We start from the raw sequence: 12,192 nt of genomic DNA, 5'->3' as shown, positions 1-12,192 counted from the left end.
TCGACGCCTGAGGCGGAACCGCTGGTCGCGGCGTCGGGGCGACCGGTTCGACCGCGCCGCCGCGGTCCCGGCGGTCAGCGGCCGGAGTGACACATCGAACGTCCGGCCGGACACCGTAATGTGGTCCAAGGGAGCACGACGTTCGCCATTTCGGACACTGCCCATCGACTCGGTGATGTGGCAGTTTGGCATCCATGGCTGCCTACCCGGACGCGGCCCCGGCGTGCCCGCTCTATCTCGGCCGGGTTCTGCGGGCCGACGGCGTACCGGTCGGTACGTGTTTCCAGGTGCGGCCCGGGGTGCTCTTCACTGCGCGTCACATATTGGCGGAGATCGGGGCCGACCACGTGGACGCTGAGGTGGATGTGGACCGTCTGGCCGGCGGTGCCGCCACAGTGGCCGGCGTGGCCGCCGTGGACCCCGTCTACGACCTCGCTGTCCTGACTGTCGAGGTGCCGCTGCCCGCCGTCGTCGGCCGCCTCGCCCCGTCCCGGGCGGTCCCCGCGCGCGCCGAGGTGGTGATCACCGGCGTGCCGACGATCGCCGACGACCGCGGTTACCTTGCGCTCACCGCGACGGGTCGATGGCAGGGCACGGCCGTACGGGAGGACGGAGTCGAACTGGGCCGGCTGGAGTCGCCCGCCGTTGTTCCTGGCATGAGCGGCGCGCCGGTCCGCCTGGTCGAGGACGATGCGGTTGTCGGCCTGCTCGCCGCGCGATACAACAGCGCCGACAACTGGATGCGGGACACCGTCTGGGTGGTGCGCAGCGAAGACATCGCGCGGCTGGCTCGGCCGGTGCTGGCGTCGGTGGCGCACGGGCGGCGCCTCTCCGGGTCGGCGACGCCGGTCGTCATGGCGATCTCGGGCAGCGGCGAATCCACGGACATGCGGCATTGCGTCGGCCTGGCCCTCGCCGATGCCGGACTGACGGAGGCGCCGGCGGAATCGGGCGACCAAGCGTTGATCATACGGGCCGACAGTGACCAGGCGACCGTCCTGGCCGGGAGGTTCATCCGAGCGCTGGCTGACCGGGCCCACAGCTCTCCGGCCGCGGGCCGGCTGACCGTGACTCTCGAGATCGCGACGTCCGCCTCCGTCCCGGCCGCGCCGCAGCTGACCGAGCTCCCCCACCTCGACGAGGCGGTCTCTCACGCCGGCGCGGACGCCCGCGTGGTCCTCGTCGTCTCCGACGGTTTCTTCGACCGGGTCATCCGGCAGGCCCGCGGCCGGGTGGACGCGGCGAAGTTCCTGCCGCTCGCCGTCGGCGGTGGCCGCCTCTGGTTCCATGTACCGGCTACGCCGCCGCCCGCCGGAGCGGCCGTCAGCGGCTCAGCCGCCGGGCAGATAGCGTGACGGCAATGAGCGTCGAGAGCGGCCAGCCGCCGTTGGGCGCCGGTCCGGCCCGCCTCCAGCACCTGCGCGCAGCGCAGGCGTTGCTGGAAGGCGATCTGCTGGAGCCGGGCCGCGACATCGACCTGACCGGCGATCAGGGCACCGCGCCACTGCGGCGGTTGTCGCCGAACTTCTACGACGAGGTCCGCTACGCCTTCGTCGATCCGGCCGGCTGGGACAAGCTGCTCAGTGATTTCGGCCGGCAGCGAGCGGTGATCCTGCGGGGCGCCGTGGGACACGGCCGGCTCGCCACCTCGGTGCGTCTGCTCCAGGCCGTCGGCGTCGAGAAGGTCTATCAGCTCGACGAGCGCGTCGACCTGGACCGTCTCGGGGCAGCGATCCGGCGCGACGCCGACGCCGGCGTGGTCGGAGCCCACGCCGGGTACCTCATGTGCCGGTCGCATCTCGCGGAGCCGCTGCAGGCCCGCACGGTTGACCAGCTCGAGGCGGCGCTCGAGGAGGTCTCCTCCTGGCTGGTGATCACCGTCGACGACGGCGGCACCAAGCTCGGCGACGAGGCCCTGTTGCGATACGTCATCGACCTCCCCTCGCCGCCCGAGCAGAAGGCGATCTTCACGGAACACCTCCGATGGCGTCTCGGCCGGGCCACCGCCGAAACGGTGCTGGGCTCGCCGGCCGTCAGCGAACTGGTCGACGAGGTGCTCGCCGGGCCGGTGTCGCCCGGCCGGGCCGCGGCCCTCGCTCTGGCGCTGGCGCCCGGGCCCGACACCAGCGTCGACGTCGAACGGGTGCGCCGGCGCATGCAGCGCCGCATCGACGACGAGTTCGAGATCTGGTTCGAGAGCCTGACCGACCTGGACAACCGGACCTTCGCCATCGCGCTCGCCGCTCTGAACGGGTTGTCCTTCGATGCGGTCGACACCGCCGCGGTCCAGCTCCGCATCGCCGTCGAACGCAGCGCACGTGAGGCTTACGAGGGCACGGGACGGCCGGCCGGGATCGAACGCAGCCCGATGGACCTGTTCGAGGTGCGCAGCAGCCGCATGCTGAACCTGCTCCGGGCCCGTCAGCTTCTGGTCGACGGCGCGACCGGCCCGTTCGCCGGCATCCCCACCGAAACGGTCCAGTACAAGGACCCGGAGTACACCAGCAAGGTCATCGAGCGGGCCTGGCAGAGCGGCGGCCTGCGCGGTGCGCTGCTGAGCTGGCTGGAGGGTCTGGTCGACGAGGGCCCCGAGGTGACCCGCATCTTCGCCGGCACCACCCTCGGCCTGCTGACGAAACGTTCGTTCGAGCAGCTGCTCCGGCTCGTGCTGACGCCCTGGGCGACCGGGGACCGCGCGCAGCACCGTGACGCGGTCGCCTACGCCCTGCGAGTGCTGGCGGCCGATCGCGATCTCCGCCGGCTGGTCGAGCGCCTCGCCTACGAGTGGCACACCGATACCGAGAGCCCGCTCGCCCAGGCCACGGCGGCCCGGGTCTACGGGGTCAGCCTCGGCGATCTAGAGCCCACGTGGGCGCTGCGCCACCTCCGGGGCCTGGCCATGGTGGCGAACGCCGCGGTGCAGACCGCGATCGCGGACAGCATGGCGGATCTGCTGCACGCCCACGCCGCCGAGCTGAGCCCGAGGATCCTGGAAGACGTGCTGCGGTGGCTGGACGACCGGACCCGGGCCGCCACAGGATTCTCGGTCTTCCTGTCGCTGGCCGACGCGCTCACCGTCGAGTCGCCGGCTGCTGGCTCGGGTACGGTGCGATGGCCGACGTTGTTGTTCCTGGCGCAGCAGCAACCGGCCCTTCGCATACCTCTGGCCAACCTGTGGCACCGTGCGCTCAACGATGCCTCCTGCTATCGGCGCGCGGAGCAGGTGCTGACCAGATGGGCCGGATTCGCCGAGAACGACGCCGGCGTGCGGGACACCTTCGCCCGCCTGGCTCGCACGACGGCTCAGATCAACGACCGCACCAGCCGGATCCTGCGCCGCCTGGCCTACCTGTGGGACAGCGACGAAAGCCTGCAGCCGCTGCCCCACACGGCGATGATCGTGATCGCCTCGCTCGACCGGGGAGCTTCGCTCGACCTCGGAAAGGAAACGGCATGACGACCCCCACGGTGCCCCTCATCGTGTCGACGACGCGCTCCTCCCTGCTGGGCCTGCGGACGCCGCCGAGCCGGCCGGGCGTGGCGATCGTGTACGCCGACGCGGAGGGGAACCTGTTCGATTCCCGCGCCGGCAACGCGCCGCGGCTGAGACGGGTGACGCGATTCGAGGTCGACACGAGCGACCATCGGCGGCGGGCTCGGTTGCTGACCTCGCCGCCGCCGTCCCGGGACGCGGTCTACACGTTCGACGCGCTGCTGGACATCGGCTTCCGCGTGCACGATCCGCTGGAGGTCGTCCGGCACAACGTCGGCGACGCGCTTCCGATCGTGTACCAGTACGTCACGACCGTCTGCCACGAGGTGACGCGCCGGTACGGGATCGAGGAAGCCGCCGCGGCCGAGGACGAGGTCAACGTCCGGTTCGCTCAGCAGCACCGGCTCACCGGCGGGATCACCGTCTTCGACTGCCGTGTGCGGCTCACGCCGGACGCGGCCGGGATGCAGTTTCTCCGCAATCTCGACAAGGCGGAACGGCAGGAAACGGTCCGCGAGGTGGAGCATCACAGCGCGATGCGAGAAGTCGAGCGGCAGTCGGAGATCGAACGGCTTCAACTACGGTCGGTGTTCGAACGGCGGGAACGGGAACGCGACGCGCTGTCGGCCCGGCCGCTCGACCTTCAGGCGCTGGTCGCCCTGCACCTGGAACGTCACCCGGAAGACACGGCCGGCGCCCTCGAGCTACTCGCCTCGGCCGAGGCGCAACAGGTCCAGCAGCGGGATGCGAGCGAGCAACGGCGCCTCGAGCTGCTCAAATACCTCACCGAACAGGGCATGCTCCAGCCCGTCGACTTCGATCTGATCCGCGAGCGCACGCTGGAGACATTCGACCGACCGGCCGCCGCTGCCTCGCCGTCCCCGCTCGGCTGGGACGAGCCGTTGCCCCGCCAGTTGTCGGCCGCGGACGTTTATCCCGGAACACCGGCGGCCCCGGGCCGCACGCTTCCGTTCTACGTGCTGCTGGAGCTGCCCGCCGGTGCCGGGCCGGTGCTCGACGCGCTGAACACCGGCCTGACGGCGCTCTACCGCACCCTCAGCCTGGACCCCGAGGTGGCCGATCGCCTCCACCTGGCCGTCGCCGGTATCGGCGAGGAGGTCGAGATCGAGTCGCCGCTCGTGGCGATCCGGGAGGCCCCGTCGGAGGGCGGCTTGCCGGCCCGCGGGCCCGGCCGGTATGCAAAGGCCTTCGACTGGCTCGCGGCAGCCATTCCCGCGGACATCGATGGGCTGAAGCAGAATCGGCGAGTGATCCGGCCTCTCGTCTTCGTGCTCAGCATCGCGGGCCCGGTGCCGGACGACGATTGGCGCCCCGCCCAGGAGGCGCTTACCGACCGGGAACGGCAGCGATACGCTCCCGAGATTATCGGATGCACGGTGGACGAGGGGACCGCGGAGGCGATCGTCACCATGGCCACGCGGCCGGAGTTGGCGTTCGTGGCGGACGGCCCGGATCCGGCCGCGGCGATATCGCGGTTCTTCGCGTTCGTCGCCGAACAGATCGAGGTGCGCGACCGGGCGGCGACGTCCGGGCAGCCGGCCGGCGTCGCGCTGCCACACGGTTTTCGCCCAGCCGACCAGTCCGTGACGAGAGGTATGTGAACCATGGCCGAACCCAGGGGGAACCTGCTTCCGATCTACGTGGTGATCGACGAGTCCGCGTCGATGCACTCCGAGATCGACGAGCTCAACGCGGGCCTGTCCTCGCTGCACGACGCGCTGCTCGGCGAGCCGATGGCCGCCGCCAAGGTGCGCTTCAGCATCATCGGTTTCTCGGACACCGCGTCGGTGCGCCTGCATCTGGCCGACCTGCGCCGGCTCAGCGGGATGCCCCGCGTCGTCAGCCGGGGCGCAACCAACTACAGCGCGGCTCTGACCGAACTGGCCGACCGGATACCCACCGACATCGCCGAGCTGAAGGCCACGGGATTCGCCGTCCATCGGCCCGCCGTGTTCTTCCTCAGCGACGGCATGCCGACCGATGGAGAGGTGTGGAAGACGATCCACGCCCGGCTCGTCGACCGCGCACGCACCCCGGCCGCGCCCAACATCATCGCCTTCGGCATCGGTCAGGCCGATCCGGAAGTCATCCTTCAGCTGGCGACGAAGGAAGAGTTCGCGTTCGTCTCGATCGCCGGCGCCGATGTCGGCGGCGCGATTTCGAAGTTCACCTCGGCCCTGACGGCGAGTGTCGTGTATTCGGGTCGCTCGCTCGTCAGCAGTGCCCCCGAGCTCGTCGTCGAGCGGCCCGACGGGTTCCGCATGGCGATTGACGTGGTCTGAGGTGCGGCACTGGCAGCCGCTGGTCGTCGACCGGCCGGTCGCGCCCTTCGCCCCACGCCCGCAACACACCGGCCCCTTCGTAGCGGACACGGTGTGCGACGGCTGGTCGACCGGCGATTTCGTGGTCCGGCTGGCCTCGGTGCGAGGGTACGCCCATCGGTACTACGGCGCGCCCCGGCAGGATGACGCGGTGGTCGCTGTGCACGAGAGCGGCGTGCTCGTGTTCGCCGTGGCCGACGGCGTGTCGGCGGCGAGGATGTCGCACGTGGGCGCGGCCGGCGCGTGTCGCGCCTCGATCGACGCGATGCTGGCCGAACTCGACCGCGGACCCGCCCGGGTGGACTGGGCCGAGGTCGTACGGGCGGCGGCATCGGCTGTTCCCGACCCGGCGATGGCGACCACCCTGCTCTGCGGCACGGTGCGCCGAGCGAACGACCGGGCCCAGGCAACGCTCGTGCGCGTCGGTGACTCCAACGCCTGGCGGTTGCACGAAAGGCAGTTCGACTCGCTCATCGACACCGGCCCGGCGGCCGGCGATTTCATCGTCTCGACCAGCGTCGCGGCTTTGCCGGACGTTCCGGCCGGCCTCGCGCCGATCGAGGTCACGCTCGGACCGGCCGACGTGCTGCTGGTCGGGACCGACGGCTTCGGCGATCCGCTCGGCGACGGCACCGGTCTGGTCGGGAACCTGTTCGCTGACGCTCTCGCGACCCCACCGCCGCCGCTGGGCTTCGCCCAGCTGCTCGACTTCTCCCGCGAGACCTTCGACGACGATCGGACGCTGGTGGCGGTGTGGCTAAGCGCAAAGCCGTGAACACGGCCCCGACGTACCGCATCGAAGACTTGAGCGTCCGGGGCGAGATCGCCACCGGCGGCCAAGGCACCGTGCACGCTCTCCGATCGGGCAGGCTGGTTTTCAAAGAATACCGCCCGTCCACGGTCCCCACCGTCGACGTCAACGTCCTCCAGCGCCTGGTCAGCTTCTACGAAGAGGCTCCGGCCGAGGTGCGGGCCTGGTTGAGCGCCCGCACGGCCTGGCCGGTCGGGGTGGTCACCGGGCCGGGCGGCCCGACCGGCTTTCTTATGCCGCTCGCCCCCGAGCGGTTCTTCACGACCCTCCGGACCGGAAGCGGGGAACGACGGATCGCTCTCCGCCTCGAGCACCTGCTCAACCCGCCCGAGTACCTGTGGCGGGTGGGTATCGAGGTCAGTGATCGTGACCGTCTGCTGGTTCTCCGGGATCTGGCGAGGACGATGGACGGCCTGCATCACCATGACATCACCGTCGGCGACCTGTCCCCGCGGAACGTCCTGGTGGACACCCGGCACGAACCACGGTGTTTCCTGCTCGACTGCGATTCGGTCCGGTTCCGGGGCATGTCGGTGGCGCCGCAGGTGGAGACGCCCGACTGGACGCTTCCGGCCGGCGAGCCGCCCGGTGGGCCGGCCGGCGACCGCTACAAGTTCGGCCTGGTCGCGCTCCGGACGCTGGCCAGGGATCAGTCCACCCGCGATCTCGCGCTCATCGCCGAGACGTTCCCGCGGGTGACGGCGATGGTCGTGCGGGCCCTAGCCGACGACCCGGCGAGCCGCCCCCTCCTGTCGGCATGGGAGGAGGAGCTGACCAGCGAGATCCCGCGTGCCTCCCGGACGCCGCCCCCGCCACGCCCGGCCGCGATACTGCCGGCCTCCGCCCAGCCGGGCCCGGGCGCGGAGACTTCCGGCGAGCCTGGGACGGACATTGACGGGGCCGGCCGCCGTGCTGTCCCGCCCCGCCGCCCGCGGCCACCGCACAGCTCGACCGTTTGGCTGTGCGTCCTCGAGTTGCTCCTCCTGCTGGCCGTCCTCCGCTGATCGGCAATCGAGCGCCGGCGGGATCGCGGCACTCGTAGCCTTAAACGCTGCCAGCGGGTGTCGTATCCGCAGCTGCCCACCGGGCTCAATTCGAGGTGATGAAGCACGCGCCAGCGCAACTCCGCCCAGCGTGGTTCCACGCCTTGACTGCGGCAGATCAGTACACTGGCTTGGACCTGATGGCTTAAAACTTGCCGGTGCTGACCACGATTGCCTGCAGATTGGCAGCGAGTTCCTCAACCGATGCGGACTGCTGCAGTACGTGAAATGCGTCAGAGGCGTGGTAAAACTCCGTTACTGGAGCCGTGTGCAGCCGGTGGTCGGCGAGAATCTGCGGGAACTGTTCGCGTCTTGCGGCCAGCCGCCAGTCTTGTGCGATGCGGCCCTCGTCGAGCATCACCTGGATGACGATGTCTGGTGCGTGGCCGTGTTCGGCCAGCAGCTCGGCGTGACGAATGGTCCGTGGGTAGCCGAACAGCACCCAGCAGCCTGGCGGCCGTGCCAGCGTGTCCGCGACGAACTCGGCCAGCACCTCGTCTGGTACCAACTCGCCGGCCTGCATGTGACCCGCGAACCGCTGGCCCCATTCCGAGCCGCCCTGCACTGCCGCTCGGCAGAGGTTCCCGACGTTATACGCCTGCAGCCCCATGGCCTCGCCGAACAGCATTGCGGCGCCCCAGGCGTCGAGCACGCCGGGCTCCGCGATGACAGCTATCTTCCGCCGCACGCTCTCACTCTCCAATACCCAGAGAGCGCAGCTTATCGATGACTCGCCTACGTGCTCCAGCGCAGACGCGCTGGTCCGATGCAGGCTAAAGACAGAAGCCATCCCTACATCCCATCGAGAAGACCGCACGTCCGTCGCTCACCACGACGCGCGATCTGTCAGATGCGGGCCTCCGCAGGCAGTACCGGGCGGGTGGGGATACTTGAGCCGTGAGGCGGAATCGGCGACAGGCCAGCGACGATGCGTACCAGGCTGCTGTCAGCGGTGTCGCTGCGTACCTCGCGCACGAGGACGCCGATGTCCACAACATTGCTGACGCTGCGGTACGCGACGACGGGCTCGCCTACGCGTTACACCTCACCGCTCTCGCCGCAACGGCGATCACTGCCTTGGCTGCGGAAACCGATCGCACGCCGACGGAGGTACTGAGATTGATGAAACCTGGTTGACGAAGACTTACGTGCAGGCCACGCACTATCGGCGGCGCGTGCCTGATCATGATGTTCTGTGCCGAACCAGGATCTTTGTTGATCACGCTGCCTGCGGACGGCAGCAGGGTTCGTGTACTCGACGGCAGCGCGCCGCTGGCGGGGGAAGAATGGCGGGATGGGTGCCCTGAGCATGCACAGTGCGACGCGCCGGTATCTGATCGATCGGTTCGACACGCTCAGCAGGCGTTATACCGAGCGGATTCACGACGTCATCAATCCAGAGGCGAAACGCATCTATGCTCGCTACAACCTCGTTGCGGACATCCTGGGACAGGTGGAACGGCTTGATCCGGACCACCTTCCCGACATAAAGCCGCTTGCCGCCATCCTGCTGGCGGCAGCCGACGTGGAACAGCCTTCAGATTTGCCGGCAGGCGATCGCATCGAGGCCCAAGACGTTTCCGACGAGCGGGAACGATACCGATCGGTGGTGCAGACCTTGCCATCCCAGCCGGACTCCCAGACGGCTCCGATCGGCTACCGTCGGGTGCTCACCGCTGACGAGTCGTCGGCCTGGCGCACCTCGCTACGACGCCATTGGGGCGTGGAGAACGGCGTTTGGCATCCCATGCTGGCTGGACCGGTACCACCGGATGTCCTGGTACTGACGGACGCGGCCCTGATGCGCACCGATGGTGTCGAGGAGGTCCGCCGGGCGCTGCGCGAGAAGGGCGTCCAGCACGTGGCTGAGCTGCGCGAGTACGGGGCCGACTACCTGCTGGATATCGACATGTTCAGCCCGCTTTACAGCGGCGCGGAAGGACTTTGGACCGATGCTCGCCACGACTGGATCGCCTACGCCTCCCACGAGGGAACCGTGGCGTTCGGCGGCACCATCGCCCACGCCCTCGTCATGAACTGGCCCGACCTGGACAGGTGGCGCTGGCACGGCTGGGATGGCACCGGCACGGTCGCACAACAACCCCTCTGACCGGTCTGCGGTCCGCGCCTGCTCAGCGGCAGATCAGTGCGCCGGGCAGAAGGATCAATTCGAGCGGTAGCAGGACTGTACGTGCAGACATTCCGAGCGAGCAGACCAGGTGGCGCCGTCAGTCGTCAGCTAGACTGCCTATTTTCGATTGCTCGTCAATGTTCACGTTGAGTCTGAGTTCTGTGGAGAAGCGATGTGGCCCGACCTAAGTGTTCGCTCGTGGCGCGGCGTACTAGAAGAGAGACTCCCAACGGATGATTTCTACGAGACGGGCGGTGAAGATTTTCTCCTCGAGGCAGCAGAAGCGCGGCGGCTTCACGAACTGCGTGGATTGTTCTTGGCTCAGGTTTCCGAGGTCGAGGACTTAATGATACATATAGTCAACAATGTGCACGACACGCGGCCGGACCTTATCTACGGAGCTCGCAAGAAGGTTGTTCTGAGCCGAGCGCTAGCGATTGTCCGAGAAATCCTGACGAACATCGGCGCCGATCAAGATGCAGAGAATAGATTTCCCATTTTCTACTGGATGATCGCAAGACGAAACCAACTCGTCCATTCGCGCGTCTCGGTGGGATACTCCCAGTTGGGACCTAACGCTCCGCGCGAGGCGGTCATTGCCCTGCTGCAAGAAATACAACCGGGCCTAAACCCAGTACCCTGGAACGATGCGCCGAAGCTCGAAGGATACCGGAATCCCGGTGATTTTGGGTGGACGGGTGGCGACGATGAAATCAACGAGTACGACCTGGAGGTAGATCTACGAAGGTTATACGTCTGTTTGGATGTGGCTATCGACATCTACGAGGTAATACAGCGCGAGCTGGAGCCAAGTAGTTAGTCCGAAGTGGACCGGCGCCCATTCAATGACAGTTTGTTACGGTCAAGTTGCCCAGAGCACCCATCACCCGATGTGACGAGCCAGCGGTCAGTCAGCGCGCACACAGGGCGGCAGACATCCCATGTTCTGTTTTGTCAAGTGGTGGGTTGAAGGTGGGCCCAGGCGGTGGCTTCGTTGTAGGTGGTGCCGGTCTTGAGGCAGCCGTGGAGGATGCCGACGAGGCGGTTGCTGAGCTGTCGTAGGGCGGCTTGGTGGCCGGTGCCGCGCTGGCGCAGGGATTGGTAGTAGTTGCGGGCGCCGGGTGAGCCGCGCATGGCGCAGAACGCCCACTGGTGCACTGCGTCGGCGAGGCGCCGGTTGCGGGCATAGCGGGCCAGCACGATCCGGCGGCTGCCGGAAGCGCGGGTGATCGGTGAGGTGCCGGCGTAGTTGCGGCGGGATTTGGCGTCGGTGTAGCGGTGGGAGTCGTCGCCGAACTCGCCGAGGATCCGGGCGCCGAGCACTGGGCCGAGGCCGGGCAGGCTCAAGTAGCGGTCAGCGTCGCGGTGCCGGCCAAAATGCTCGGCCAACACCTGCCCCAACTCTGCGATTTCGACGTTGAGGATGTTGATGATCTGGACCTGGCTGGACACGATCGCCGCGTAGGCGTGTTGCACCGGGCCGGGCTGGCGGAGCTGGTCTCGGCGCAGCGTCTGCTGGATCGTGTCGGCCTTGGCGTCGAGCTTGCGGCGCCCGGCACGCCGTAGCGCGGCAACGATCGTCAGCCGGGGTAGCCGGGCGGCCCGGTCGGGGTCGGGTGCCCGGTCCAGCAGCTCCAAAGCGTCGCTGGCGGTGAGGTCGTCGAACGCCTCAAGGGCGGCGGGGAAGAACTCCCGCAGCGCGGCGCGCAGCCGTAGCACCTGGCGGGTGCGGTCCCAGATCAAGTTCTGGTGTGCGCGGGCCACCAGCTTGACTGCTTCGGCGGCTGGGCTGTCACCGGCGACCTGACGGTGGTGGGCATGGTCCAGGCGAACGATCTCGGCCAGGACGTGGGCGTCGCCGGCGTCGGACTTGGCGCCGGAGGTGGAGTGCCGTTCCCGGTACCGGGCAACCGACATCGGATTGATCGCATAGACGCGGTAGCCCGCCCCGAGCAGTGCCTGTACCCAGGTACCGCGGTCGCTCTCGATGCCGACACAGACCCGGTCGGCTGCCTGCGTCGGGTCGAGCTCGGCCCAGGATGCCGGCATCGCCTCGGCGATGAGCGCGTGCAGCCGGGCAACTCCCTCAAGGCCCTCCGGCAGCCGGGCCCGGGCGATCCGCCGTCCGTCGTCGTCGAGCAGCTCGACGTCGTGGTGGTCCTCGGCCCAGTCGTCTCCTATCCAAATCATCTCGTCCTCCACCATGGGCAGTGCGGGTGATAGCGCGGAGGAGACGACAGCGATCTCATAGTCCAGTGCTCACCGGTACCTAACCAGGGCACGTCATCCCATCAGCCGTTGCATCTCCTCACGACCAGCGGGCGCACGGTCTGCCGCAAGACCTCACCAGGGTCAGATCCGAAGAGTGCTGA

The 12,192-nt window shown here is 68.5% G+C and carries 10 protein-coding genes; 8 read left to right on the top strand and 2 right to left on the bottom strand.

The genetic code is table 11. The features are described 5' to 3' along the window. Nucleotides 1–194: 194 nt before the first annotated feature. The 6 genes from CLT74_RS02970 to CLT74_RS02945 are packed head-to-tail and all read left to right on the top strand — an operon-like array spanning nucleotide 195 to nucleotide 7,650. On the top strand, nucleotides 195–1,355 hold the full coding sequence (locus CLT74_RS02970; protein WP_099845171.1) for a S1 family peptidase: 1,161 nt from the start codon (nucleotides 195–197) through the stop codon (nucleotides 1,353–1,355). Between the two features lie 5 nt (nucleotides 1,356–1,360). Then, nucleotides 1,361–3,457 carry a hypothetical protein gene (locus CLT74_RS02965; RefSeq protein WP_099845170.1) on the top strand — a complete coding sequence of 699 codons (2,097 nt, stop codon included), beginning with the start codon at nucleotides 1,361–1,363 and terminating at the stop codon, nucleotides 3,455–3,457. Then, nucleotides 3,454–5,115: a hypothetical protein gene (locus CLT74_RS02960; RefSeq protein WP_099845169.1), complete on the top strand. Its 1,662-nt coding sequence runs from the start codon at nucleotides 3,454–3,456 to the stop codon at nucleotides 5,113–5,115. Before CLT74_RS02965 ends, CLT74_RS02960 begins: the two co-directional genes overlap by 4 nt. Before the next feature lie 3 nt (nucleotides 5,116–5,118). Continuing rightward, a complete protein-coding gene (locus CLT74_RS02955; RefSeq protein ID WP_099845168.1) occupies nucleotides 5,119–5,796 on the top strand; it encodes a VWA domain-containing protein in 678 nt (225 codons plus the stop codon). A 1-nt stretch (nucleotide 5,797) separates the two neighbouring features. Next, on the top strand, nucleotides 5,798–6,610 hold the full coding sequence (locus CLT74_RS02950; protein WP_158240192.1) for a protein phosphatase 2C domain-containing protein: 813 nt from the start codon (nucleotides 5,798–5,800) through the stop codon (nucleotides 6,608–6,610). Then, nucleotides 6,607–7,650, top strand: coding sequence for a hypothetical protein (locus tag CLT74_RS02945; RefSeq protein WP_099845166.1), 1,044 nt, complete (start codon nucleotides 6,607–6,609; stop codon nucleotides 7,648–7,650). Before CLT74_RS02950 ends, CLT74_RS02945 begins: the two co-directional genes overlap by 4 nt. 184 nt (nucleotides 7,651–7,834) lie before the next feature. On the opposite strand, the gene CLT74_RS02940 is transcribed toward CLT74_RS02945, so the two are convergent. Then, nucleotides 7,835–8,341 (bottom strand): nucleoside monophosphate kinase, encoded by a 507-nt coding sequence (locus tag CLT74_RS02940; protein ID WP_158240191.1) that lies wholly within the window; start codon nucleotides 8,339–8,341, stop codon nucleotides 7,835–7,837. A gap of 642 nt (nucleotides 8,342–8,983) precedes the next feature. Here CLT74_RS02940 and CLT74_RS02930 point away from each other — a divergent pair. Continuing rightward, complete coding sequence (locus CLT74_RS02930) at nucleotides 8,984–9,799, top strand: hypothetical protein (RefSeq protein WP_099845163.1); 816 nt, start codon at nucleotides 8,984–8,986, stop codon at nucleotides 9,797–9,799. Nucleotides 9,800–9,992: 193 nt separating this feature from the next. After that, complete coding sequence (locus CLT74_RS30125; RefSeq protein ID WP_143697046.1) at nucleotides 9,993–10,640, top strand: hypothetical protein; 648 nt, start codon at nucleotides 9,993–9,995, stop codon at nucleotides 10,638–10,640. A 134-nt stretch (nucleotides 10,641–10,774) separates the two neighbouring features. Here the strand turns inward: CLT74_RS30125 and CLT74_RS02925 are convergent, their stop codons facing one another. Continuing rightward, nucleotides 10,775–12,010, bottom strand: a complete 1,236-nt coding sequence (locus CLT74_RS02925) for an IS110 family RNA-guided transposase (protein ID WP_099851125.1) — start codon at nucleotides 12,008–12,010, stop codon at nucleotides 10,775–10,777. Between the last annotated feature and the right edge of the window lie 182 nt (nucleotides 12,011–12,192).

It is taken from the genome of Verrucosispora sp. CNZ293 (assembly GCF_002754655.1).
This window is presented reverse-complemented; position numbering and strand designations above follow the sequence as displayed.